A 25376-nucleotide genomic window follows, 5' to 3' on the forward strand; every position below is an offset into this window, starting at 1 on the left:
TGACCAGTCCGGGGTATAAATCATAATTGGCACTGGCTTTACAAGCACCCTGTTGAGTTCTCAAAGAACAACCACACACCAACCAGAAACCCCACCACCGCAGGGCCCCGACCGGGGCTTTTCCGCACCCATGACCAGCGCTATCAGCGCCAGGCACTCTTACTACGTTACCCGCTCGTTTCCGCCGTGTCAAACCGATATTTCGCGGTTCGTCGTGCTTCACCCGGCAATGCGGATAGTATTGCTCGCTCAACTCCACGATGACGCACGTCGTTGCCGACGTTCGTTTCTGTCGTGGGAAGCCGCAGACCGGCCGATCGCCGCTTCGCGGCTTTCCGCCCGGCTCCTGCCGGCTTCGAAACTCTACCCGGTCGGCTTCGCGTTCGCAACCCCGTTTCCGGAGTGTTTCGCACCGCCCGATCCTCAGTCTCGCTCGGCGTTCCCGCCACGAGCCTGGCGCCCGTTCTCGGCCGGTTTGTCCGGCCTCCCCCGTGCAGAGAGAAAGTTACGCGGACGGCCCGAAGAAGGCAAATCAGGGTTCATCACTGGTTCGGACGAAGAGCGTTCGCCGGTCCCCGGCACAGCCGAGGACGCGGGATGCCTCGACGTGCCAGAGTGTCAGTCATGGATGAGTCCAGGCACGGTGCCAGAGTGTTCGCCGAGCAGGCGCTGCTCGGCCTCGTCGGGCCGTTCTGGCAGGTGGTGATCGGTGCGGTCGTGCTTGTCGTCCTCGTGCTCTCGGTGGGACGACTGGCCCGACGAGGCAGGTCCCGGATGACCACGGCGCTGCTGGTGACGGCGGCGGCCATCGCCGGGTTCGCGGTGATCGGCGTCCTACTGGAAGGCTGACAGGTCAGAGCCGGCGATTCGCCAGGCTCGGCAGCTCGGCGCGGATCGTGGCCAGCCGTTCCAGGTCCAGGTCGACGACAGAGACACCCGGGCCGTCCGGCACCTGGCCGATGATCGTCCCCCACGGGTCGACCACCATGCTGCGGCCGAAGCAGGTGCGACCCGGCTCGTGGTCGCCGGTCTGGCCGGCCGCCGCCACGAAACACTGGTTCTCGATCGCCCGTGCCCGCAGCAGGACCTCCCAGTGATCCCTGCCGGTGTGCATCATGAACGCGGCCGGAACCACGAGAAGCTGCGCACCCCCGTCGGACGCGAGCAGCCGGTACAGCTCCGGGAACCGCAGGTCGTAGCAGATCGACAGGCCGACCCGCAGCCCTTCGACGTCGACCACCACCGGTTGAACCCCGGGGGCGACAGTCGCCGACTCCAGGTAGGAGACACGACCGGGGATCTCCACGTCGTACAGGTGAATCTTGCGATAGCTCGCGGCCAGGCTGCCGGCGCGGTCGAAGACCAGCGAGGTGTTCCAGGTGTGGTCAGGGTCCGGGCCGGCCTCGTGGAACGAGCCGGCCACCAGCCAGATCCCGAGCCTCCGGGCGACCTCGGCGAAGAAGCTGCCCACCTCCCCGTCGACCGGCTCCGGGTCGGGCAGCCCCGCGGCAGGACCCAGGTAGTCCACGTACTCCGGCAGGACGGCGAGATCCGCGCCGTCGGCGGCGGCCCGCTCCAGCAGGGCCTCCGCGGCCTCCAGATTGGTCTTACGGTCGTCCCGGGCGTTGAGCTGGCAGACGGCGACACGCATGAGCAAAGAGTACGGCTGGAGCCCGCTGACGGACAGCGTCACGGTCTGGCGAACGCCGCCGTGGTCACGGGCGGGCGCGGCCGGACACGATCACGCCGGCCGCTCAGGATCGAACGGCCGGCGTGATGCGGGAGAGATCAGGCGGACTTTTCCTCGCGGTCGCGCCGGGCCCGGCGGCCGGTGAACTCACGCGGCACGATCGTCGGGTTGACGTTCTCCAGGACGACCTCGCGGGTGATCAGCACGCGGGCGGCGTCGGGGTTGCTCGGCACCTCGTACATCGCGGAGAGCAGAACCTCCTCGATGATGGCCCGCAGACCACGGGCACCGGTGCCCCGCAGCATCGCCTGGTCGGCGATCGCCTCCAGTGCCGGCTCGTCGAACTCCAGCTCGACACCGTCCAGCTCGAACAGACGCTGGTACTGCCGGACCAGGGCGTTGCGCGGCTCGGTGAGGATTCGCACCAGGGCGCTGCGGTCCAGGCTGCGCACGTTCGTGATGACCGGCAGTCGGCCGACGAACTCGGGGATCAACCCGAACTTGAGCATGTCTTCCGGCATGACCTGGCTGAAGATGTCATCGGTCGACCGCTCGGACACCGACCGGAGCCGGGCGCCGAAGCCGGTGCCACCCTGCCCGGTGCGGGACTCGATGATCTGGTCGAGACCGGCGAACGCGCCACCACAGATGAACAGCACGTTCGTGGTGTCGATCTGGATGAACTCCTGGTGTGGGTGCTTGCGCCCGCCCTGCGGCGGCACGTTCGCCACCGTGCCCTCGAGCATCTTGAGCAGTGCCTGCTGCACGCCCTCACCGGAGACGTCCCGCGTGATCGACGGATTTTCCGACTTGCGGGCGATCTTGTCGACCTCGTCGATGTAGATGATCCCGGTCTCGGCACGCTTGATGTCGTAGTCGGCGGCCTGGATCAGCTTGAGGAGGATGTTCTCCACGTCCTCGCCCACGTAGCCCGCCTCGGTGAGCGCGGTGGCGTCGGCGATGGCGAACGGGACGTTCAACATCCGGGCCAGGGTCTGCGCCAGGTGGGTCTTGCCGCACCCCGTGGGGCCGAGGAGCAGGATGTTGGACTTGGCCAGCTCGACGGCATCACTGCCGGAGCCTGGCGCGCCAGCCGCCTCGGCCTGGATCCGCTTGTAGTGGTTGTAGACCGCGACGGCGAGTGCCTTCTTGGCCTGATCCTGACCCACGACGTAGGTGTCGAGGAACTGGCAGATCTCCATCGGCTTGGGAAGCTCTTCCCACTTCACCTCGCCGGACTCGGCCAACTCCTCTTCGATGATCTCGTTGCAGAGATCGATGCACTCGTCGCAGATGTAGACCCCAGGGCCCGCGATGAGCTTCTTGACCTGCTTCTGCGACTTACCGCAGAAGGAGCATTTCAGTAGGTCGCCGCCGTCACCGATCCGTGCCACCTACGTTCTCCCTGCACTCATCGGCCGGAGACCCGGCCCTGACCTGCGGACGTTGCGCGCCGCCCGACTTTCGTTCGCGCCGCCGGCCAACCGGCGAAGCGGTACGGACCCGACGTTACCCGCTGGCGGGGCATTCTCCGACCCCCAAAACGGGTGTGTCAGAGGTCGGCCGGGAACGGAGCCCCGGCCAACCTCTGACCCGGTACAGCTCAGCGGGCGGCGTTGGCCGCCAGCAGACCCTTCTTGCGACTGGTCAGGATCGTGTCGACCAGCCCGTACTCCTTGGACTCCTCGGCCGTCATGATCTTGTCACGGTCGATGTCCTTGCGAACCTGCTCGGCCGGGCGGTTGCAGTGGCGGGACAGCATGTCCTCCAACTGCGTCCGCATCCGCAGGATCTCCCGGGCCTGGATCTCAATGTCCGAGCCCTGCCCGTAGCCGCCCTCGGTGGCCGGCTGGTGGATGATGATCCGCGAGTTCGGCAGGGCCATCCGCTTACCCGGGGTGCCCGCCGAGAGCAGCACCGCCGCCGCGCTCGCCGCCTGCCCGAGGCAGACCGTCGAAATGTCCGGACGGACGTACTGCATGGTGTCGTAGATCGCCGTCATGGCCGTGAACGACCCACCCGGCGAGTTGATGTACATGATGATGTCGCGGTCCGGATCGGTGCCCTCGAGCGTCAGCAGCTGGGCCATCACGTCGTTGGCCGACGCGTCGTCCACCTGGACGCCGAGGAAGATGATCCGGTCCTCGAAGAGCTTGTTGTACGGGTTCGACTCCTTGACCCCGTACGACGTGCGCTCGACGAACGACGGCAGCACGTAGCGGTTGTGCACGGCCGCGAACTGGGGCGGCAGGCTCAGATCGGTCATCGTCAGCTCCTCAGCTCAGGGTCCCGGCGCCATCCGGAACCTGTGCGGCCCCGATGATCACCTTGTCGATGAAGCCGTAGTCCATGGCCTCCTGGGCGGTGAACCAACGGTCCCGGTCCGAGTCGGCCTCGATCTGCGACTGGCTCTGGCCGGTGTGGTGCGCGACCCGCTCCTGGAACATCCGCTTCGTGTAGAGCATCTGCTCCGCCTGGATGGCGATGTCGGACGCCGTGCCGCCCAGACCACCGGACGGCTGGTGCATCATGATCCGTGCGTGGGGCAGGGCGTACCGCTTGCCCTTGGTGCCCGCGCAGAGCAGCAGCTGACCCATCGAGGCAGCCATGCCCATCGCCACGGTCGACACGTCGTTGTCGATGAACTGCATGGTGTCGTAGATCGCCATGCCGGAGTAGACCGAGCCACCCGGCGAGTTGATCCACAGGTTGATGTCGCGGTCCGGGTCCTCCGCGGCGAGCAGCAGCAGCTGCGCGCAGATGCGGTTGGCGACCTGGTCGGTCACCTCACTGCCCAGGAAGATGATGCGTTCCTTGAGCAACCGGTTGTAGACCGAGTCGTCGAGGTTGCCAATGGAGTCGCCACCGCGCGCGTCAATCGCCCGGAGCGACTTCTTGGGGATGTGCATGTCGGTCATGGCAGCCCTTCGCTCTCCGTACCGTCTTTCCCGACACTAACCGCTGTGCGGGGCGGCAGAGTCCCGGTCGGGGCACTGTTCGCTCTCAGCGCAGCAGTGTCGGGGTACCCGCGGCGCGGGCTTCCGGGCGTACCTCGGCAGCTCCTGCTGCCCGGCGTACCCGGCAGTGCCAGGTGCCCGGGCGTACCCGGGAAGGGAAACGGCCGCCGTCCACCGCTGAGCGGCGGACGGCGGCCGCACCCGACGATCAGTGGTCGTGGTTGTGCTCCGCCTCGTTGGCGGCGCGCAGGGCGTCGAGGGTGATCCCGTTGCCGGCCGCGTCCTTGATCGTGATCCGCTCCATGACGGCCGCGAGCGCCTTGCCCCGCCGCACGTCGCCGAAGACCGCGGCGGCCGCGCCGGAACGCACCAGCTGGTCGTAGTACTGCTGCGGGGCCATGCCGGCGCGCTGCGCCCGGTGCACGATCTCGTGCCCGAACTCGTCGTCGGAGACCTGCACGTCCTCCGCGTCAGCGAGCGTGTCCAGCAGGAGCTGGACCTTGACGCCCTCGGTCGCCGCCTCGGTCAGCTCGGCGTCGATCTGCTCCTCGGTCTTGTCCTCGGCCGCGAGGTACTCCTCCATCGAGGCGCCGATCCGCTCCAGCTGGTCGACCATCGCCTGCTTGCGGCTCTCGACCTCCTCGCGGACGACACCCTCCGGGGCCGGGATCTCGGCGGCCTCGACCAGCTGGGCGAGGGCCTTGTCCCGAGCGGCGTAGATCTGCTCGACCTGCTTGCCCTGGGTGACCCGGTTACGCAGGTCGCCGCGCAGCTCCTCGATCGTGTCGAACTCGCTCGCCATCTGGGCGAACTCGTCGTTCAGCTCGGGCAGCTCCTTCTCCTTGACCGTCCGCACGGTCACCGCCACGTCGGCGTCCCGACCGGCGAAGTCGCCGCCGACAAGCTGGGTGGTGAAGGTGGTGTCGTCGCCGGCGGCGAGGCCGACCACTGCCTCGTCCAGGCCCGGCAGGAGCTGCTTGCTGCCCACCTCGTGGGAGATGTTGCTCGCCTGGCCGCCCGGCACGTCCTCGCCGTCGACGGTGGCGTTGAGGTCGATCTGGACGTAGTCGCCCTCGGCGGCGGCCCGCTCGACGGTCTTGAGGGTCGCGAAACGCTCCCGCAGGTTCTTCACCTGCTCGTCGATCTCACTCTCGTCGATCTGAAGCTCGTCGACGGTCACCTCGATGGTGCTCGCGTCCGGGATGGTGATCTCCGGGCGGACGTCGACCTCGGCCGTGAAGTTCAGCGAGTCACCGTCGTTGAACTCGGTGATCTCGACCTCCGGGCGCCCCAGCGTCTTCAGGTCGTGCTCACGCACCGCGGCGAGGATGTTCTCCGGGATGGCCTCCTGGACCGCCTCGTTGAGGACGGTGCCCCGGCCCACCCGCTGGTCGATCACCGCGGTCGGGACCTTGCCCCGGCGGAAGCCCGGAACCTGGACCTGCGAACCGATCTCCCGGTACGCCTTCTTGAGGCTCGGCTCGAGCTCGACGAACGGCACCTCGATGGCGAGCCGCACGCGCGTCGGGCTCAGAGTCTCGACGGTGCTCTTCACAGGCGTACTCCTTGACGGATCTCAGTTGAGTCTGGGCGTGATTCAGCCCATCGAGTGTAGGCGAGCCGGCCTGACGCTCCGGCATCGCCCGGGAGCCGCACTGGGCGGCACCCGGGGCGGCCCGGCCGCGGACGACAGTCGGGGTGGCGGGATTTGAACCCACGGCCCCTCGCTCCCAAAGCGAGTGCGCTACCAAGCTGCGCCACACCCCGTGGCGACGTGCAGTCTATGCCGTCGCCACGCCTCAGTCGGTGCCGGGGCATCAGCCACCCGGACAGAACCCTCAAAACTTACCATTCCACCCGGCGTGCGCGCCGCCGTGCTCCCACACCATCACGCTGTCCGACCCCACGGGTACCGCCACACAACCAGGCATGGGATAGCGTCGATGGGATGGCGACGACCCTTCATGCTGATCCGCGCCCGTCCGCCTCGCGCCGGTCGGCACGACAGTGGTTACTGGTCGCCGTCGCCGGATTGACCGGCGCCGCACTCGGTGCCCTCGCCTGTTACGCCCTGTTGACGCCCCGCTGGGGGGTACCGCACGCGGTCGCGGGCACCGTCGTAGCGGTCAACGCCGACGCCAACACGTTCGTGCTCCGGCCCGAAGGGCGGCAACCGTCGGCGAACAAGGCCGACGAAGGCGGCCAGGGCTATCGACTGGGCCCGGTGGAGTGGGTCGACTACGCCGGTCAGACCCACCACGAAGGAACACCCGTCTGCCTGGCTCCGCTCTCCGACGGGGCCAAGGTCGAGCTGATGGTGGTGGATGTGCGCGGAAACACCGGTGGGCCGGACGCGCTGATCATCCGGGTCCGTTGCCTGAGCGCCGGATGATCGACCGACCGCTGACCCTGGGACGCCTCGCTGCCGGGTCGCGGGCGACGCGGCATCGCGGAGCGGTGGCGCGGTTACGCGTCAGGCTTCGGCATTGGGTACGCTAGGGGCGCGTCCTGTTTCGGCGGGAAGCACGCGGGCGTAGCTCAATGGTAGAGCTTCAGTCTTCCAAACTGACTACGCGAGTTCGATTCTCGTCGCCCGCTCCACGTGTTGCAGCAGGTCAGAACATGATCGAATCGCCTTTGCATCTATGCCTGTCGACTATTGACCCCGCTTGCTAGGGAAATGCTAGGGATCTTGGTCTTGCTACCCCGCCTGGCGTCGGGGAACCACGGCCGCCGCAGCCTCGGCGGCCGTCTTGCCCACGGATCCGATCAGGTGCCCGTAGGTGTCACTAGTCAAGCTGATCTTGGAGTGGCGGAGTCGCTTCGAGATCACCGCGATGTCGACGCCAGCCTCGATCTGCAACGATGCCGACTCGTGCCGCAGGTGATGCAGAGGAACATCCGGCATTCCATGCCGCCGAATCAGGCGCTTGAAGACCTTATAGACCTGGGCCGGATCGAGGGGCGAACCGTCGGCGCTGGTGAACACTAGGTTGTGGTCGTTGCGGTATGCCCGTCCCAGCGACAGCCGCTCCTTCGCCTGATCCCGACGCCACCTGCGCAAGACCGATATCGTCTCCGAATCCAGATCGACGGGCTGGTCCTCCCCTTCGCTCGTCTTCAACCGGACTCGATAGCTGATCTTGTGACCTTGCTTCTCAGCGGCCTTTGCCTTGCGATAGCTGATGCCAGTCACCTGCCATCCGATGATTAGCCGTCCGGCGTCGAACTCGACGTCCTCCCAGCTCAGACCGCACAGTTCGCCTCGGCGAAGCCCGGCGAATGCACCCAGGTGGTACAGGGGGTACAGCCGCTCCCCCGCGATGACATCGAGCCAGGCGCCGAGCTGCTCCGGCGTCCAGGGCTTCACGCGCCGGCGTCGTTCTATCGGCTTCTCGGCGAGCGCGGCGACGTTGCGCGGTACCTCCTGCGCCCTCATTGCGGCGTTGAGCGCAGCTCGTAGGGTGGCGTGGACCCGGAGGGCAGTCGCCGGACCAAAGGGACGGGGCACGAGGACGGTCTTTGGCTTCACCCGGCGCTTGCGGCCTGCGCGCTTGCGCTTTTCATCTGCGGCTGCCGCTTCCGCCTCATAGCGGGCCTTCACCTCCAGGGCAGCAGTGATCTGAGAGGGCGGTTCGGCAGCCTTTGCCCATTGTGGGTTTGGCTTGGTATCTGAATGCGAGCGGGGGTCGTAACCGGTGGGGTCCCCGCCGCGTTGGGCCGATCATGGGCGAGCGAGCGGCGTACCCGAGCGACCTGACCGACGAGCAGTGGGCGGTGGTCGGACCGTTCCTGCAGGTGTGGAAGGATCGGCATCCGTCGGTGTCGGGGCATCAGGGCCGTTACGAGCTGCGGGAGATCGTGAATGCGATCTTCTACCAGAACCGGACCGGTTGTCAGTGGGCGTACCTGCCGCACGACCTGCCGCCAAAGTCGGCCACCTACTATTACTTCGCCCTGTGGCGTGACGACGGCACCGACCAGGTGATTCATGATTTGCTGCGTTGCCAGGCGCGGGAGAAGGCGGGCCGGGCGGAGGACCCGACCGCGGTGGTGTTGGACACCCAGTCGATCCGGGCCGCCAACCACGTGCCGGCCGCGACGACCGGCAAGGACGCCGGTAAGAGGGTCCCGGGCCGCAAGCGGGGCCTGGCCGTCGACGCGCTGGGGTTGATCATCGCGGTGGTGGTCACTGCGGCGTCGGTCACCGACAACGCGATTGGCGTGAAGCTGCTGGACAACGTCGTGGCGCACACCCCGACGGTGACTAAGGCATGGGTTGACGGCGGCTTCAAGGACGACGTGCAGATCCACGGTGCCGTGAACGGCATCGACGTCGAGCGGGTCAAACGCTCCGACACCACGGCCGGGTTCGTGCCGATCGCCCGCCGTTGGGTGGTGGAGCAGACCAACGGCACCCTGATGCTGCACCGCCGCCTGGTCCGCGAATACGAAAGCCGACCCGCCTCCGCGGTGTCACGCACCTGGTGGGCCTCGACGGCGAACCTCGTGCGCCGGCTGACCGGCACCACCACGCTGTCCTGGCGCGACCCAGGCCGCCAGCGGTGACCCAGCCGCCGCTGCTGACCCTGCTCACCGAACGCGAAACCGCCGCCGGCCTCGCCGTCGAGCGGCTCCGCGAGCAGATCGCCTCCCTCAGCGACCAGCTCACCGCAGCCGAGACCGAGGTGGCCGAACTCGCTGTCACCCGCAAGACGCTCCTGAGCCTCGGCGGACACCTCGACACCGCACCACCTGCCGACGCGACCATCGCCAGCCCGGCCTACCAGCAGATCCTCGCCGTGCTCCAGCACACCACCGCGCCGATGCGCGCCAAGGATATCTGCCATGCCCTCGGCACCAGCACCACCGCCAAGGACACCGAGAACCTCCGAGCCAAGCTCAAACGCCTCGTCGCCCGCCAGATTCTGACCGAACCCGAGGCCGGCCTGTTCACCCTCGCCCCGTCATCGTCAGCGCCGTAGCTTCACGAGCAGTGCTTTCACCTGCAGCCAAACCCAGAACGGACATACATTCCGAATCATCTTTTCGGCGGTGGGCCCAGAAGGCCGCGAGGAGAATCGAAACGGAGCTGGCGGTAGCCATCAGGCGTTGCCCAGTTCACGACTGGCCCGGTTGAGCCACGCCAAGGCCCGAACGCTGTCGTACGTACCCGCCTTCAAAAGTGCCGCAGCGTCGGATGCGGCTTGGTAAATGCGCTCGGCTTCGGGCCTGCCCTTGCACTCTATGGCGAGCACGGCGAGGGATTCGACGCTCTCCCAGGTTCCCGGCTTCAAGGACGCGGCGGCTTCCAGAGCACGTTGCAGCGGCAGGGCCTCATCGTGGCGGTGTCCGAACATCGGGGTCCCTTCCGTGAACTGCTGCGTTGGAGTGCAGGGTGGGTCAGGCCCGAGGTATGACTACAGCGTTGGCCCGGAATCCGTCAAGATCGGCGGGACCAGTGGGCGCACCGCCACCGCACCGATGCGCGCAAGGACATCCGCCGCGCCCTCGGCACCGGTACCACCACGAGGAGCACCGAACGGCTCCGCGCCACGCTCAACTGCCTCGTCGCCCGCCAGATCCTCACCGATCCCGAGGTCGGCCTGTTCAACCTCGCCTCGAACAACGCCGTCCGCGCAACACCTACCAACAAGGCATCTCACGGCCCTTACGTCACATCGGACATAGGCTCCCGAACCACCCTCTCACGGACACGGCATGGCCATTAAGGACCAGGTGAAGAGGCGATGAGGGGCAGCGCGGACCACGCGGTGGCACGTCCGGCGACGGGCGTAGGGCCGGACGGGGTGGAGCCGGGCCGGATACAAACGGCAGTACGAGGGCTAAACGCCCCGGCCCGTTCCGGTGGTTCGGGACCCCGACCGTGCCGGCGCTGGTGACGCCTGACGACCGGCACGCCGGGGCTCTGCCCAGGGTGGCGTCGGGGATCCGGTCACGGCCACGGCCACGGTGCGGCGGCTGGCCGGTCGCGGGCGTCGCCAGCAGAAATAGATCCCTTCGTGACCGCGAACATGAAATCGAACGGCGCAGGTCGGCTGCTGTAGTGCCTGGTAGGCCGTCGGTAAGCTTCGCCAGTGATTACCGGAGATCTCAAGAATAAGATCGACAGAGTGTGGGACGCCTTCTGGTCGGGGGGCATCTCGAACCCGCTGGAAGTCATCGAGCAGATCACCTACCTGATGTTCATTCGGCGGCTCGATGACATCCAGACCCGCAAGGAGCGCGTCGCGAGTCGCACAGGCAAGTCGATCGAGGGTCCCCTCTACACTGCGGAGACCGAGGAACTGCGGTGGAGTCGGTTCAGCGGGCTGGGATCGCCGAAGGCGATGCTGGACACAGTGCGGGACAGAGTGTTCCCTTGGCTACGCCAGCTTGGCGGCGAGGAGTCCACGTATTCCAACCACATGCGGGATGCACGATTCACGATCCCAACGTCGAACCTCCTGGCCAAGGTCGTCGATCTACTCGACGACATCCCCCTCGGCGAGCGGGACACAAAGGGTGACCTGTACGAGTACATGCTTGGCAAGATCGCGACGGCGGGCCAGAACGGGCAGTTCCGTACGCCTCGGCACATCATCCAGCTGATGGTGGAGATGATGGCCCCGGGCCCGAAGGAGGAGATCTGCGATCCGGCGTGTGGCACGGCGGGCTTCCTGGTCGCGAGTGCCGAGTACGTAAATCGCACTCATAAAGACGCCCTACTGGAGGCTAAGCAGAGGCAGCACTTCAACCGCAGCATGTTCCACGGCTTCGACTTCGACAACACCATGCTGCGTATCGCAAGCATGAACATGCTATTGCACGAGGTTGAGCAGCCCGACATCCGCTACCGAGACTCGCTTGCCCAGAGCGCAGCCACCGAGGCCGATCGGTACACAATGATCCTGGCGAACCCGCCGTTCGCCGGCAGCCTCGACTACGACGCTACCGCCAAGGACCTGCAGGCGGTTGTGAAGACCAAGAAGACAGAACTCCTGTTCCTGGCGCTTTTCCTACGGCTACTCAAACCAGGCGGTCGCGCGGCCGTTATCGTGCCAGACGGCGTGCTGTTCGGCTCGACGAAGGCGCACAGGGAACTGCGGCGCACACTCGTCGAGGACCACAAGCTCGACGCCGTGGTGAAGCTGCCGGCTGGGGTTTTCAAACCGTACGCCGGAGTGTCGACCGCGATCCTCTTCTTCACGCGCACAGACAGTGGGGGCACCGACAGCGTATGGTTCTACGACGTGACTGCCGACGGCTGGAGCCTCGACGATAAGCGTGCGCCGCTATTGGCCGAGGAGAAGCTAGGACCAACGGTTATTCTTGCCGAAAAGGATCACGCCAAGAATAACCTGCCCGACGTTCTTGTGCGTTGGGGCCTCCGCAATGGCAGTGAACGTGAGCGAGCCAAAACCGAACGAAGCTTCTGCGTTTCAAAAAACGAAATTGCTGGGCAAGGTTACGACCTAAGCATTAACCGATATAGAGAGGTCGTCCATGGCGACGTCAAACACCGATCGCCAGCGGAAGTTCTGGAGGAACTTGAACACATCGAGGCCGAGATCCAACAGGGAATTTCTGAACTAAAGGGGATGCTCTGATGACCTGGCCCGTTGTTTCTTTGGGAGAGGTCTGCACCGTTGTTGCCGGAGGCACACCTTCGCGAGCGAATCCCGCATACTTTGACGGCGACATCCCTTGGGTCAAAATCGGAGATATGCTGCAAGGGATTGTTACGAGCACGGATGAAACCATTACTGACGCTGCCGTTAAAAGCAGTGCCGCTAAGGTTCTTCCCGCCGGAACCGTTTTAATTTCGATCTTTGCAACCATCGGTCGAACTGCAACACTGGGAGTGGATGCAGCAACGAATCAAGCGATCGCAGGTGTGATACCGCGTGATCCAAGTACGCTATCGCCAGCATTTTTGCGGCGCTATCTGGATAGCATTGCTGCCGAACTTACACGAAAAGCTCAAGGCGTCGCCCAGGTAAACATCAACTCGACGGTATTGCGACAATTACAAATTCCTTTGCCTCCAGCAGGAGCGCAATGGCGAATCGTGGAGATGCTGGGTCAAGCGGATGCGTTGTGCTCCATGCGGCGAGATGCCATCTCCCGCCTCGATGAACTGGCGCATTCCACCTTCCTTGATATGTTCGCTGACACGGAAGCTTGGCCGCGGCTGACTGTTGCCGATCTAGCGAAAAACGAAAGAGGTTCAATTCGCACCGGCCCATTCGGCAGTCAACTTTTGCGCGAGGAGCTCGTAAGCGAGGGCATTCCGGTGCTTGGGATCGACAATGTCGTCACAAATGAGTTCGCTTGGGATAAGAGGCGATACGTTACTCCTGAAAAGTATCGACAGCTACAGCGTTACACGGTGCGTCCCGGTGATGTTCTGATTTCAATTATGGGAACGTGCGGCAGGTGTGCTGTAGTTCCGACTGACATCCCCTTGGCGATTAGCACAAAGCATCTATGCTGTATCACGCTTGACCCCGGAAAGTGCTTGCCCGACTTCCTCCACGCCTATTTCCTGCAACACCCTTCCGCGAAATCATACTTAACACGGACTGCAAAGGGCGCCATCATGGCGGGCTTGAATATGCAAATCATCAAGGACCTACCTGTCGCTCTGCCGCCACTCATTCATCAAGAAAAATTTGTCGAAAAGCTGAACGCGATAAATTCAGCAAAATCGGCTCACGTACGTCAGATAGGTAAATTGGTCGAGTTGTTCGACTCTTTGCAGTATCGCGCGTTTCGCGGAGGGCTGTAAGCTAACTGTTGCGTGCGGCATCGTCTGGCGGAAGGGTGGGCGTGAGCAACTTCGGGTTTCTGCGGGCTGAATGGCCTGACCTGCATGAAGAGGCGACACACGCGGAGCGGATCGCCGTCGCCGACGCAAGGGCATCCTGCTTCTACGCCCGTCGTTGCCTGGAGATTGCGGTCACCTGGTTGTTCCAGGCCGACGGCACCCTCCGGTTGCCCTACCGGAATGATTTGGCGGCGAAGCTGTCCGAGCCCACGCTGGTGAATCTGGTCGGCCCGGCAATCCGCACCAAGATGGAGGTGATCCGTCGTCAGGGTAACGCGGCGGTTCACCGGCCCGGTCCGGTCACCGCCAACGACGCGCTCAAAGTGGTCGCGGAGTTGTTTCAGGTCATGTACTGGATCGCCCGGAAATACTCGCGTAACCCGGCAGATCTTCCGGCAACCGGCTTAGCCTTCGATCAGTCACTGATCCCCCGGCCAGTGCCGGCCGAGGTACGCCTGCAGCGGCAAGTGGAGTTGCAGGCTAAGGCCGAGGCGTTCGCCAAGCAGCAAGCCGAGGAAGCTGACCGAAAGCGCCGGCACGCGGAACTCGATGCGGAGATTGTCACGCTGCGGTCGGAGATCGCGGCGGCCAAGGCCGCGAACGAAGCACGGCCCGATATGCACGACTACAACGAGGCGCAGACCCGTACCTTCATCATCGATCTGTTGCTGAAGGAAGGCGGCTGGGTGCTGGATCAGCCGCAGCATCGCGAGTTCCCGGTGACCGGGATGCCAGACGCCAAGTCGGGCAAGGTCGACTACGTGTTGTGGGATGACAACGGCAAGCCACTCGGTGTAGTGGAGGCCAAGCGGACAACGCGAGACGCCCTGGCTGGTCAGCAGCAGGCGAAGCTGTACGCGGACTGTCTTGAGCAGATGTTTGGGCAGCGGCCGGTCATCTTCTACACCAACGGCTACCAGACTCACATCTGGGACGACCTCAATTACCCGCCTCGCCTGGTGCAAGGCTTCTACACGAAAGAAGAGTTGCGCCTGCTGATCCAGCGTCGAGCCAGCCGTCAAGCGTTGGCCGGTGTGCAGATCAACGGAGAGATCGCCGGACGGCATTACCAGAACCGGGCGATTCGGCGGATCGGGGAGGCGTTCGAGCGCGACAAGCAACGAGACGCGCTGCTGGTGATGGCTACCGGCGCCGGGAAGACCCGCACGGTGATTGCATTGGTGGATCTGCTGGCACGGGCGAACTGGGTGAAACGGGTACTGTTCCTAGCCGACCGCAAGGCGCTGGTGACGCAGGCGGCGAACGAGTTCAAGCGACTTCTGCCGGGTGTGCCCACGGTCAACATGCTCACTGAGAAGGACCCGAACGGTCGGGTGCTGGTGTGCACGTACCCCACGATGATGGGCCTGATCAACGAGACCGATGGAGACCTGCGCCGATTCGGGCCGGGCTACTTCGATCTGATCGTGATCGACGAGGCGCACCGGTCGATCTACCAGAAGTACGGAGCGATCTTCGACTACTTCGACGGGCTGCTGGTCGGGTTGACCGCGACGCCGAAAGACGAGATCGACCGCAACACCTATCGCCGATTCCACCTCGAAGACGGCGTTCCGACCGACGTCTACAGTCTCGATGAGGCCGTCGCTGAGGGCTACCTGGTGGCGCCACGCACAGTCGACGTCCCATTGAAGTTTCAGCGTGAGGGCGTCCGCTACGACGACCTGTCCGAGGAGGAGAAGGAGGCGTGGGACGCCGCCGAATGGGACGAGGACGGCACGATTCCGCAAGAAATCTCCTCAGAGGAGCTGAACAAGTTCCTGTTCAACGCCGATACTGTCGACAAGGCCCTTGCAACGTTGATGGAGTTTGGACTCAAGGTTGCCGGTGGTGACCGGCTCGGCAAGACGATCATCTTCGCGAAGAACCAGGCGCACGCGAACTTCATCGCCGAACGCTTCGATGCCAACTATCCGCATCTGCGTGGCGACTTCGCCCGAGTGATCACGCACCAGACGGGCTTCGCCCAGGACCTGATCTACAAGTTCAGTGACTCGGCCAAAGATCCGCAGATCGCGATCTCGGTAGACATGCTCGACACGGGCATCGACGTGCCCGAGGTCGTCAACCTCGTATTCTTCAAGCTCGTGCGCTCCAAGACGAAGTTCTGGCAAATGATCGGCCGGGGCACCAGGCTGTGCCCGGACCTGTTCGGCCCGAACCAAGACAAGCAGGGCTTCTTCGTCTTCGACCTCTGCCAAAACGTCGAGTTCTTCAACCAGGATCTTGAACCCGCCGAAGGCAAGCTGGCGCCGTCCCTTAGCCAGCGGCTCTTCACACGCCGCGCCGACCTAATCGTCACCCTCGACCACCAGTACCCCCACGAGCCGCCGCCCGCGGACGATGATCCGGACGGCACTCAGAACGAAGTCGGACTGCGCTGGGACACAGCGCACCGGCTGCACCAAGAGGTGGCCGGCATGAACCCGGACAACTTCCTGGTACGCCCACAGCGCCAGCACGTCGACTTCTACGCCGACTTCGCCAACTGGCACACGATCAGCCCGGAACGGCACGCCGAGGTCACCCAACACCTCGCTCCGTTGCCGACCGCGTTCAAGGAGGACGAGAACAGCGAGGAGGCCAAACGCTTTGACCTGCTTGTACTGCGCCTTCAACTGGCACACCTCGGCGCCGAGCCCGGCTACGACCGGCTCCGCGAACAGGTCCAGGAGATCGCGGGTGCATTGCTCAACCAGACGACCATCCCGGCCGTGCGCGCACAGCAGCACCTCCTCGACGAACTGACCACCGATGACTGGTGGCAGGATGTCACCTTGCCAATGCTGGAGTCGATGCGCCGCCGCGTCCGCGGCCTGGTCAAGCTGATCGAGAGGACGCGCCGAGGGGTCGTCTACAGCGATTTCGAAGACCAACTGGGTGAGCTGACCGAAAGCATCCTGCGCGGCGTCGCGCTCGGCACAAACAAGAGCCGCTTCGAGGCCAAGGTCCGCACCTACCTGCGCAGCCACGAAGATCAGATCGCCGTCCAGAAGCTGCGACGAAACCGTCAGGTCACCACCTTCGACATGAACTGGTTCGAGAACGCCTTCGTCGAGTTCGGATTTGGCACGCACCAGGACATCGAGCTCGTCGCCACCGAACACGACGGCCTTGGCCTCTACCTCCGGTCGCTGACCGGCCTTGACCGAGAAGCGGCCAGCGCCGCCCTTGACCGGTTTCAGTGGAGCAGGAACCTTAACGCCAGCCAGCTGCACTTCCTTAACATGCTCACCGACGTTCTCGCCAAGAACGGCATCGTCGACGTCGGCCAACTCTACGAGGCGCCCTTCACAGCACTCGCTAGCGGTGGGCCGGAAGACCTGTTCCTCGAGACGGAGGTCGACGCGATCGTTATCGCTCTTCGCGAGGTGCGATCGACAGCGATACCTGTCGCGGAGGCGATCTGAGCACACGTCACCCTGTGGCTGATCGGTAGCGCGCGATTTCTCGTCGGCGCCCCCGGCGGACCGCCGAGCTGCCAAAAGATGGTTCGCTCGTCGGGCCGTGACCACCACCCCCACCGGGTGGACGGTCCGAACATGAATCCAGCCAGGTACTGGGGCGGCACGAGCAGGGCTGACCGCGCCGAGCGATTCGGCAGCAATGGGCTACTCCTGCGGAACCGGACGCCGAAAGGGACGTTGACTCCGGGCCACGACAGACCGCGGCCATTGTGGTAACAGAGTGTGGCGCGGTAGGAGCAAAGCGATGAGGGACGGACGATCGGCACTGGCTTGTCCTCAGCCCAGCTGCTTGAACGTTCCACGACGCCAGTGGACTACGAACGCCAGGTCAGGCCCGCAGAAGCGGTGGCAGCGGGTAATCCGCCTCGATGTTCAGCACACCCCGTGGGGTGGCGCAGTTCTTTTTGGTGCCGCCGGCAGGGCACCAACCTGCGACAGGCCGCCGCTGGGCGGCCCCGGGAGCCGGCTTGTCAGCGGCTGGTGTGCTCGTAATCATCGAGGTGAAGGACGTCTTCGCACATCGTCGTCATCCAGGCTTGGCTGAGATCGGCGGCCGACCTGCCACCCGCGTTGGCCGTCGCCGACGCGAGGAACCACGGCGGCGTCGTCGTCCCAGGGATTCGGGACATCGAAGTCAAGTCCACGATCTCGGCCATGTCCGTCTTCGTCGAGATCGCGACCGCCACACGGGCCGCAGGTTCTGCGGCAAGGTCGGCACCGAGGCGAGTCAGGAAGGCAGCGACCTCACCCGTGCGCTGCAACCAGGTGGTGAACGTCTGTTCCCACTCGGCAAGCGTCATCACTTTCCGAGCGGCCCCACCGTCCAGGTGGCGAACGGCGATCATCAGGTCAGCGCAGCCCAACTCGCGGCCGAACAGCGAGTGTTCTTCGGTCGGCGGCGTATTAAACCGCGCCCAGGCCGTCGGCTCGCCGGTGTCTTCGCCTGCACGTAACAGCGAACCGAAGCTGGTCCGTCCATGGTCCCCATGCCGTGTCCAGGTCAGTTCGGCGACCTCGGCGTGCCGAGCGACGGTGCCCATCACCGCCGGGCCGCCGAGCAGGCCGATGAACGCATCAGAAATCAGCTTCGATCGCTGCGACGGCGGCAAGGGTGAGCAAGCGAGTCGCCAGATGAATCGGTATTCAGTCTTCGGGTCGTGCGACGCGCTTGAGAAGTGTGGGCTTGTCCAGTCGCGAGCGGACATCGCGAGCCGTGCTTGTGGGAGCACCGCCCACCGCTCGAATTGAGGCGAAGTAGCGGTGCCGCCCGATTCTTCACGTTCGCGCGGCACTGCAATAGATGCGGCTTCCGAATTCGGCCGGACAGGCGAGGCGTGCTGTATGACGTCGCGGTTCCCCACGTTGAGCGATCCGTGGTTGTCGCCCATCACGTTTATGACAGTGCCACGGTCGGACCTCTCGGAGCCCTGCTCTTCGAGGTGTCGTTTACCTAGGGCCGTCAGGGACACCAGGATGACCGGTATGGCGTCAGGACCTGTGCCATCCGTGACGCACAGGAGCCCCTCGTCAACGAGGTACATAACGGCAGCCTCGATGTCACTTTCACTGAACACAGCGCCCTCGTGCGTCGCACGCGCCGAGGACAAGAAGCCGGTCACTGGTGCGGCCCCGTTCAGCCCGTACGCCCAGTGCAACAGCCCGCGACGGCACGCCGTGGTTCGCTGAAGTGGATCATCACGCCGTTCGTGCCGCTCCAGGGTCTCTACGCGGCCTCGGCCGGTGAGCCAGAACATGCCGGCGAAGAACCCATAGACAGGTGCGGTCTGGATGAGTCCCCGTTGCTCAAGATCGTGAAGTGTCTCCATCCATAGGCCCTCATTGCCGACAGGCGGATCCCCGCCAAACATCTCCGCCAAGGAGTACCCGCCCGCCGGATCCCCTGTACGTCGGTCGACGAGCCAGTCGAGGAGGGCGTACTCGCGCCGCGTCGCGTCGTTCACGGGCCGGGCTCGACGCCGAGCTTCAATTCGAGGTACTTCGTCAGCACGACGGGCAGCACCGTACCCGCGGTGCGTCCGAGCAGCCGGATCACTTTGCTCCCCAGCGTCTTCACCTGCTCCGCGTCGGGGTCAGCGGCTTCAAGCTCGTACTGCGCCGACTCCGCTGTCCGCACTAGTTCGTCGCGGTCGCGCTCGGTCAGCCCCAGCGATCCAGCGGTCTCGACCACCGCCTTCATGATCTCCGCGATGTCGATGGCGGCCAGTTGGTTCTGGGTGGCTGCCATCTGGGTGACATCCCGGTTGCCTGACGCGATGTTCCCGCTGTTGTTGCCCTGAACGGTCACCTGGTGGTGCGTTCGCGCAAGCCATTGGTCGTGGTCGGTCACGAGCGGATCCCTTCCCGAAGTCGTCACCGAGTGTAGCCCTCACGGGGTCCCCTGAGGACGGAGAGCACCTTGGCCTCACTGCTCGACAGTGGCTCGCGATGGCAGAGGCGAGCGGGCCGCGAGTTGGTTGGATCAGAGCCGTGCCGAACCCGAGCCGACCTGCTTGGGTCCGTCTTGGTGGCCCGTCTGATGGCTCTCCAACTCGGTCGCTGAGTGCAACATCCGCGGGTGAGAGGTCGTTGTCTGCGAGTAGCTACGGCAGTACGGCCGCTAGAAACGATGTGTCGTACGTCGGGAGTACCGTGTCCCGACAGGTAACCGTTGGTGCCCCAGGGGAGCGCATGGCGAGCGGATTTAAGATCAACAAGCAGGGTATCCGAAAGATGGCCCGGGAGATTGAACGAGAATTCGCGAAGACTCCAGTGCGGCTTCCGGTCAATGGTGAGATCAGAGCTACCAGTGGCGCGGGCGACAGTGCGGTCACCGGCTCGGAGCTGGGGTTGGTGGCCGGCTGGTTGCTCGACTGGGGATTCACCTACTCCAACGTCAAGCCGGGGCTCGTGCCATCCGTCTCCGAGATGATGACCGACGTAGGAACCGAAGGGTTCGAGTCGATGGTCAGGCCACACGTTGAGGTGGCCGTTGCCCTGCTTGAGGAGGCGGGGCTGCTCAACGGCTCGGCGAAGACCTACGGCAGTCAGGGAATGAACCTCCCAGTGTGGCTGACCGACTCGGGTCGCCGTGAAGCGGCATCTCGAATCGAGCGCCGCAAAGACAATCGTTCCCGCCGCAGTGCGTGTCGCGACGCGCTGCTCCGATGGGTATACGAACGGGACGCGACTGGAGAATCGACGGAGATCACCGAGATCGCCACCTCCCCCTACGGCTGGTTCAATGGGATCTTGTTCACCGCCGCCGATCTGGCAGAGGCCGTCGAATACCTCCGAGAGCGGCGACTCTTGGGCGGAATGGCCGAGAGGCTGTCCATAGCGCCGGCCGGAACTGAGTGTATCGAGCAGTACGGCAGCGTGGTGGAGTATCTGAACCGGAGAGACGCTGCCGGTGTGAACGTGATGATCCTGGGCGACAACAACGGGCAGCTCGCCGTCGGGAACCGGGACGTGGCTCAGGACCAGACGAACACCAATCAGGAGAAGGCGCTTGCCGTATTCGTCAATGCTCTCCGCGAGTTTGGCCAGCTCGTTCCAGCTAGCCAGCAGCCTGAGTATGAGGAGGTAGCTGCCGCGCTGGAGCGGGAGGCAGCCAAGGCCGAGCCCAATAGAGGCTGGGTTGAGGCGCTGTTCGACCGCGTGACGGGCTTGCTCGAAGGCGCCCCGCCTAATCTGCAAAACCTGGCCCAAGTGATGAAGGTAGCGTTCGACATCTATGGCCAGACGGCGGGCTGGACCTTCGGCTCCGGCCCTGCCGCTTGAGCGGAATCTCCGCCAGATCGAGCCTGGAAGCGACGACGCGCACAGGACGCCTGCGGCGGTCCAGCCTACGGCGTACCAGTCGTTGCTTGCCAGCAAACCATCTGGGATGGCGCTGCGGCGCATGACATCAGCCGGGACGATGCTAGGGATCTTGCTAGGGAACCGTTTGGGATCACCCGGCCGACCCCAGGATCAGCCGGGACGAGCCCGTAACGAACAGGCAGGTCAGCGGCATGATCCGGGGCCGGGCGGGATCATCGGGGATGATCGGCTTGTTGCTTCCAAACTGACTACGCGAGTTCGATTCTCGTCGCCCGCTCCAACGCCCTCCGGCCCAGGTCGGGGGTGATTCGACACACAGCTTGGGCCCAGGTGGACCGCCTGCTCGCGGCACACTGGTCGAGCCGATCGTCGTCATCAGGTCGGACCACCACGCCCACCCGCGTCGCGCCGACGGTCTCGACCCGACACTCGCCCCGCATGCCCCAGAACTTCTGGGCCAGGTCGCACGGCTCGGTCGGCAGCGGGTTGCCGGCACCGTGCACCTCGACGACCACGCGCCCGGTGCCCTTGTTCTGCGCCACCGCGACGGAGGAGGAATAGCTCCACACGTCGACGCCGTTCACCCTGTCCTCGAACTGCGCCTGCTGGGTCCGCAGCGTCGGATCGGACCGGCCCGGCGGGTCCTCCGGGGCGGTGAAGCCGGCGGGCACGATCGAGACGGCCTCGGTGAGCAGGTGGATTCCCTGCTCGTACCTGGTGCCGGCCCGCGCGGTCCGGTCCTCCTGTGGTTGCCCGTCCGGCCCGGTCGGCCACGGCTCCTTGGTGTCCCCCGACGCGCCCGGAGAAGCTATCGGCCACTGGCCCGCCGGTTGGTAGACCTGGCCGTCCGGAGTGGCGACGACCGCGAAGCCGGTGACCGCCAGCACGACGGCCGCCGATCCGAGGGACGCCGACACCGCGCGGCGGCGGAAGTGCGTCCTCCGTGCCGCGCCGAGCGCCGCTGTCGTACTCAATGGTGGTGGCGGGGTGGTGACCGCCATCCCGCTGCGCAGCCCCTCGCGCAACTCTTCCTCGTTCATCGCTCCCCCAGTACTCGGCGAACGCCTCGTCGCGATCGCTCATTCAGGCCTCCGATCCCCGTTTCGAGATAGTCACGCGGGGTCCGGCCCAGGGGGTTGCTCCGGAACTCGCTGACATCTCAGGGGATCAACGCACGACCACCTTGACAGGTGTCGATCTGTGCACTGGTGTAAGGACCAAGCACATCGACGTCCGTCACAGGAGGGCACATGATCGTCCGACGACGGTGGACAGCTGCCGCCACCACAGTGATCCTGTTCAGCGCAGTGTTGTCCCATCCCGCCTCCGGGGCAGCGGCACCCGCCGCCCCGATCACCCTGAGCGCCACCGAAACCGCACTGGTCCGGGTGCAGCTTCGTGATCAGGCCCAGTTGGACCGGCTCGTCGCCACCGGCGCGGACCTGGCCAACCGGCCCCGCATCCGGGACGGCCGGATCCTCGCCGACCTGGTGCTCAGCGGCACGCAGCTCGCCGAGTTGACCGCGCAGGGCGCGACGGCGGTACAGATCGTGCAGCGCGCCGGTGACGGTGAGCGGCACTACGCCGAGAGCGTCCGCGCGGCTCAGGCCCGTACCGCGGCCGGACTGCGTGCGCCGGCCACCGGCCAGCGTTCCACAGCAGCCGCTGCCGTGGACACCCTCCAGGTGCAGCAGGCGTACTGGTGGACCACCACCGGGCAGACCTTCCTACAGGCCCAGGTGGCCACCACCGCCACCGACGACCCGGATGTGGAGATCACCGTCAGCTGGCGGACGGCGGACGGCGCCACCGGCTCGTTCCCGCTGTACCGGTTCGAGGACTCCGGCGAGTACCAGTACCACTACGCGCTCCCCCAGCCGGTGCCCGGCCGACCGGTCCAGCTGAGCGCCACCTCCAGCCTCGGTGGGGCCAGCCGGGCGGTCACCCCGACCCTCTGGCCCAACGCCACGCCGCCGCCGCTCCCGGCCGGCTACCAGAAGGACTTCATCGACGCGTACCTGACGCCGACCGACATCCAGGCGCGGATCAAGCGGCTGGCCCGCCAGTACCGGGACCTGGTGGACGTGATCGACCTGCCGAACAAGACCCAGGGGTACCGGCGCAACGCGGTCGCGTACCTGGGCAACCCGGCGGCGGCGGCAGTGGTGGTCGAGTCGGTCCGGTTCGGGGACCAGGGCATGAACGGCGTGCAGGTGCGCACCGTCGACCCGGGCCGGGCCAACCGACCGCTCACCGTCGGCTACCGCGACCGCGTCCTCACCGTGTCGCTGGCCACCGACACCGCCGGCAAGGCGGTGAGCACCACCGACGAGGTCGCGGCGGCGATCAACGCCCGCCAACCGGACCGGTTCCGGGCCACCGTCGAGGACGGTTCGGCGGGGCTGCCCATGCCGGTCGCCGGCCCGGCCCGGCTCGACGACGGACTCCAGGGCACCGAGGTGCCGGCCCGGCCGTGGACGGTGCAGGCGCTGCGTCTCGGCGTACACCGGGACGGCTCCCGGGTGGGCGTGCTCGCGTACTCCCAGGAGCACGCCCGGGAGTGGGCCACGCCGCTCGTGACGCTTGAGTTCGCCGAGCGGATGCTGGCCAATTCCCGCACCGACCCGGCCACCCGTGAGCTGCTGGAACAGGTCGACATCTTCGTCATCCCGACGGTCAACCCGGACGGCGCGAACTACTCGTTCAACGACTTCGCCATGCAGCGCAAGAACCTTGTCAACCACTGCGTCGGCGCGGCCCGCGACCCGAAGTACCGCACCTCGTGGGGCGTCGACATCAACCGCAACTACACCGTCGGGTCCTACTTCGACGGGTACGTGGGTGCCAGCGCCAACTGCCTGTCCGGCACCTACGCGGGCACCGCCGAACTGTCCGAGGCGGAGAGCGGCAACGTGATCGCGCTCGCCCAGACCCACCCGAACATCAGGTTCGCGATGAACGTGCACTCCTACGGCGGGTACTTCATGTGGCCGCCGGGGGCGTACCGGGCCGACGGCAGGGTCACCCTGCCGCGACCGTCGATCGACGAGTCGACGTTGTTCCTCGGCAGCGCCCGACGGATCGTCGGCGCCATCGCCCAGGAACGCGGCACCGTCACCTGGCCGTCACAGACCGGGCCGGTGGCCGACGTGCTCTACTCCGCCGCCGGCAACTCGGCCGACCAGTTGTACTACGAGCTGGGCATCTTCGCCTGGGACTTCGAGGTCGGCAACGACCTGTGGAACCCGGCGACCAACCAGTGGGAGGGCGTCGGCTTCCAACCGCCGTTCGACGAGGCGCACGGCGAATCCCAGGAGTACGCCGGCGGGCTGGTGGAGATGGTCCGGGTGGCCCGCGACTACGCCGCTGCCGAATCCGCCGAGGGGCACGGCCGCACCCACTGACCGGGGATGGCCCGAGCCCACGAAAGGGGGTACGGGTTGGAGAGGCCGGCAACGGATGAACCGCGGCCGGCCGGGTAAGCAGCGACAGTGCCTGGTGGGGACGACGGGTGCACGGGTGGGCGGTCACGGACCGGTCCACCCGTGCACGCTCCGGTCAGTTCGAGGAGATCCAGTTCCAGGCCGACACGACCCACTCGGTCTGCTGGAGCCACGCCACCCCGAGGCCGACGAGGAACACCGCCGTCGCCAGGTGGGCACCTCGTGCGCTGCGCCGCACCCGTCCGAGCTGACGCTCCCACACCACCCGGCCGACCAGCCGGGACAGGGCGAACAGGCCAACCGCCACCAGCAGGCTGAGCACCAGCACCAGCAGCGGGCCGCTCAGGTCACCCTCACCGGACAACGCCCAGATCCCCCAGCACACGAACGCGAAGAGGCCAGCCGCCGCGCTCCACTCACCACCACGCCGCAGTTGCGCCATCCGCGAGCTCAGCGAACGCTGGGGCACCGGCCCGCCCGGCCAGCCGGTGCCGGTCGGCTCCTGCTCGACCACCGGGAACGGCTCCGTGCGCGGGGTGCGTGGCTGGCCCACCGGAGCGACACCCCGGCGAAACCCGTCGCGCTGCGGCGGCACCCCGACGCCCGCCTGCGGTGGCACCTCCACGGTCCGCTCCGCCCACGGCTGCGTCTGGTCTGCCATCTCGTCCTCCCCCTGACCGACGGCAACAGCACCGCCTGGATCCGAGGGTAGCCAGCCGGCAAATCGGTCGCCGACCCCGGCCGGGACGCGAGACCGCACGACGGGTGCCGGAACAACCCGACCAGGGTACGGTCGGCTGATGGGTGACCCCGACCGGCGACGGCGACGGCTGCGCCACCACGCCGACACCGAAACGGCGCGACCGGGCGCCGACGGCTCGACGGCCAGCACCCAGGGCGTGCATGACGGCGACGACCCGCCGCCCCGGCGCAGGAACACAGGTGACGAGCGCGACGGCGAGCGGGGGCTGCGCGGGTTGGTCGGTTCCGGCTCGTCCCAGGTGGGGCTGAGCGCCGCGCTGCGGGCCCGGGACGCGGCCCGCCCCACCGACGACGACCTGGCCGAGGCGGAAGCCCGGGTGGTGGTCGTCAGGCGGAACTGGGTGCCCCGCGAGGAGCTGCCCCGCCCGCCGCGCTGAAAGCTGG

General features: G+C 65.9%; 21 protein-coding genes and 3 tRNA genes. 12 read left to right on the forward strand and 12 right to left on the reverse strand.

The genetic code is table 11. The annotated features are described in order from the left end of the window. Positions 1-624: 624 nt before the first annotated feature. Positions 625-849 carry a hypothetical protein gene (locus tag ABZ406_RS04410; RefSeq protein WP_357755930.1) on the forward strand — a complete coding sequence of 75 codons (225 nt, stop codon included), beginning with the start codon at positions 625-627 and terminating at the stop codon, positions 847-849. Between the two features lie 4 nt (positions 850-853). Here the strand turns inward: ABZ406_RS04410 and ABZ406_RS04415 are convergent, their stop codons facing one another. The 6 genes from ABZ406_RS04415 to ABZ406_RS04440 all read right to left on the reverse strand — a co-directional run bounded on the left by ABZ406_RS04415 (position 854) and on the right by ABZ406_RS04440 (position 6414). Next, complete coding sequence (locus ABZ406_RS04415; protein ID WP_357755931.1) at positions 854-1651, reverse strand: carbon-nitrogen hydrolase family protein; 798 nt, start codon at positions 1649-1651, stop codon at positions 854-856. A 137-nt stretch (positions 1652-1788) separates the two neighbouring features. Then, the gene (gene clpX, locus ABZ406_RS04420) at positions 1789-3084 is read right to left on the reverse strand and encodes an ATP-dependent Clp protease ATP-binding subunit ClpX (RefSeq protein ID WP_030333537.1); all 1296 of its coding nucleotides are present in this window, start codon (positions 3082-3084) and stop codon (positions 1789-1791) included. A 209-nt stretch (positions 3085-3293) separates the two neighbouring features. Then, positions 3294-3956 (reverse strand): ATP-dependent Clp protease proteolytic subunit, encoded by a 663-nt coding sequence (locus tag ABZ406_RS04425; protein ID WP_357755932.1) that lies wholly within the window; start codon positions 3954-3956, stop codon positions 3294-3296. A 10-nt stretch (positions 3957-3966) separates the two neighbouring features. After that, positions 3967-4608 carry an ATP-dependent Clp protease proteolytic subunit gene (locus ABZ406_RS04430; protein ID WP_007464111.1) on the reverse strand — a complete coding sequence of 214 codons (642 nt, stop codon included), beginning with the start codon at positions 4606-4608 and terminating at the stop codon, positions 3967-3969. A gap of 247 nt (positions 4609-4855) precedes the next feature. After that, positions 4856-6202: a trigger factor gene (gene tig, locus ABZ406_RS04435; protein WP_357755933.1), complete on the reverse strand. Its 1347-nt coding sequence runs from the start codon at positions 6200-6202 to the stop codon at positions 4856-4858. A gap of 138 nt (positions 6203-6340) precedes the next feature. Then, a tRNA-Pro gene (locus ABZ406_RS04440) sits at positions 6341-6414 on the reverse strand. Between the two features lie 181 nt (positions 6415-6595). On the opposite strand from ABZ406_RS04440, the gene ABZ406_RS04445 reads away from it, so the two are divergent. Together ABZ406_RS04445 and ABZ406_RS04450 are read left to right on the forward strand one after the other, a co-directional pair. Further along, complete coding sequence (locus ABZ406_RS04445; protein ID WP_357755934.1) at positions 6596-7039, forward strand: hypothetical protein; 444 nt, start codon at positions 6596-6598, stop codon at positions 7037-7039. Between the two features lie 135 nt (positions 7040-7174). Beyond that, a tRNA-Gly gene (locus ABZ406_RS04450) sits at positions 7175-7248 on the forward strand. A 100-nt stretch (positions 7249-7348) separates the two neighbouring features. Here ABZ406_RS04450 and ABZ406_RS04455 read toward each other — a convergent pair. Then, on the reverse strand, positions 7349-8251 hold the full coding sequence (locus tag ABZ406_RS04455) for a site-specific integrase (RefSeq protein ID WP_357755935.1): 903 nt from the start codon (positions 8249-8251) through the stop codon (positions 7349-7351). Between the two features lie 122 nt (positions 8252-8373). On the opposite strand from ABZ406_RS04455, the gene ABZ406_RS04460 reads away from it, so the two are divergent. Together ABZ406_RS04460 and ABZ406_RS04465 are read left to right on the forward strand one after the other, a co-directional pair. Beyond that, on the forward strand, positions 8374-9216 hold the full coding sequence (locus ABZ406_RS04460) for an IS5 family transposase (protein WP_357755936.1): 843 nt from the start codon (positions 8374-8376) through the stop codon (positions 9214-9216). Continuing rightward, complete coding sequence (locus ABZ406_RS04465; RefSeq protein ID WP_357755937.1) at positions 9213-9632, forward strand: hypothetical protein; 420 nt, start codon at positions 9213-9215, stop codon at positions 9630-9632. The genes ABZ406_RS04460 and ABZ406_RS04465 overlap by 4 nt, the downstream gene beginning before the upstream one ends. Positions 9633-9752: 120 nt before the next feature. Here ABZ406_RS04465 and ABZ406_RS04470 read toward each other — a convergent pair whose 3' ends face one another. Then, positions 9753-10007 (reverse strand): hypothetical protein, encoded by a 255-nt coding sequence (locus ABZ406_RS04470; RefSeq protein ID WP_357755938.1) that lies wholly within the window; start codon positions 10005-10007, stop codon positions 9753-9755. Between the two features lie 738 nt (positions 10008-10745). Here ABZ406_RS04470 and ABZ406_RS04475 point away from each other — a divergent pair. From ABZ406_RS04475 to ABZ406_RS04485, 3 genes are read left to right on the forward strand one after another with little or no spacing between them, the layout of a single operon-like run. Continuing rightward, on the forward strand, positions 10746-12257 hold the full coding sequence (locus ABZ406_RS04475; protein ID WP_357755939.1) for a class I SAM-dependent DNA methyltransferase: 1512 nt from the start codon (positions 10746-10748) through the stop codon (positions 12255-12257). Further along, positions 12257-13438 (forward strand): restriction endonuclease subunit S, encoded by a 1182-nt coding sequence (locus ABZ406_RS04480; protein ID WP_357755940.1) that lies wholly within the window; start codon positions 12257-12259, stop codon positions 13436-13438. Before ABZ406_RS04475 ends, ABZ406_RS04480 begins: the two co-directional genes overlap by 1 nt. Positions 13439-13479: 41 nt before the next feature. Further along, entirely contained in the window at positions 13480-16908 is a 3429-nt protein-coding gene (locus ABZ406_RS04485; RefSeq protein WP_357755941.1) for a DEAD/DEAH box helicase family protein, read from the forward strand. Between the two features lie 527 nt (positions 16909-17435). On the opposite strand, the gene ABZ406_RS04490 is transcribed toward ABZ406_RS04485, so the two are convergent. Together ABZ406_RS04490 and ABZ406_RS04495 are read right to left on the reverse strand one after the other, a co-directional pair. Further along, a complete protein-coding gene (locus ABZ406_RS04490; protein ID WP_357755942.1) occupies positions 17436-18926 on the reverse strand; it encodes a hypothetical protein in 1491 nt (496 codons plus the stop codon). Beyond that, on the reverse strand, positions 18923-19312 hold the full coding sequence (locus ABZ406_RS04495; protein ID WP_357755943.1) for a hypothetical protein: 390 nt from the start codon (positions 19310-19312) through the stop codon (positions 18923-18925). The genes ABZ406_RS04490 and ABZ406_RS04495 overlap by 4 nt, the downstream gene beginning before the upstream one ends. A 341-nt stretch (positions 19313-19653) precedes the next feature. Between ABZ406_RS04495 and ABZ406_RS04500 the strand changes: the two genes are divergently transcribed. Both ABZ406_RS04500 and ABZ406_RS04505 read left to right on the forward strand, forming a co-directional pair. After that, positions 19654-20745 (forward strand): hypothetical protein, encoded by a 1092-nt coding sequence (locus ABZ406_RS04500; protein ID WP_357755944.1) that lies wholly within the window; start codon positions 19654-19656, stop codon positions 20743-20745. A gap of 243 nt (positions 20746-20988) precedes the next feature. Then, positions 20989-21067: transfer RNA gene (locus ABZ406_RS04505), tRNA-OTHER, on the forward strand. On the opposite strand, the gene ABZ406_RS04510 is transcribed toward ABZ406_RS04505, so the two are convergent. Continuing rightward, complete coding sequence (locus tag ABZ406_RS04510; RefSeq protein WP_357755945.1) at positions 21036-21827, reverse strand: hypothetical protein; 792 nt, start codon at positions 21825-21827, stop codon at positions 21036-21038. The genes ABZ406_RS04505 and ABZ406_RS04510 overlap by 32 nt on opposite strands. A 210-nt stretch (positions 21828-22037) precedes the next feature. Here ABZ406_RS04510 and ABZ406_RS04515 point away from each other — a divergent pair, with 210 nt between their 5' ends. Continuing rightward, positions 22038-24191, forward strand: a complete 2154-nt coding sequence (locus tag ABZ406_RS04515; protein WP_357755946.1) for a M14 family zinc carboxypeptidase — start codon at positions 22038-22040, stop codon at positions 24189-24191. Between the two features lie 154 nt (positions 24192-24345). On the opposite strand, the gene ABZ406_RS04520 is transcribed toward ABZ406_RS04515, so the two are convergent. Next, positions 24346-24891 carry a hypothetical protein gene (locus tag ABZ406_RS04520; RefSeq protein ID WP_357755947.1) on the reverse strand — a complete coding sequence of 182 codons (546 nt, stop codon included), beginning with the start codon at positions 24889-24891 and terminating at the stop codon, positions 24346-24348. 139 nt (positions 24892-25030) lie between these two features. Here ABZ406_RS04520 and ABZ406_RS04525 point away from each other — a divergent pair, with 139 nt between their 5' ends. Further along, a complete protein-coding gene (locus tag ABZ406_RS04525) occupies positions 25031-25369 on the forward strand; it encodes a hypothetical protein (RefSeq protein WP_357755948.1) in 339 nt (112 codons plus the stop codon). Positions 25370-25376: the final 7 nt, after the last annotated feature.

This window comes from Micromonospora sp. NPDC005710, from assembly GCF_040630995.1.
Lineage (GTDB): Bacteria > Actinomycetota > Actinomycetes > Mycobacteriales > Micromonosporaceae > Micromonospora.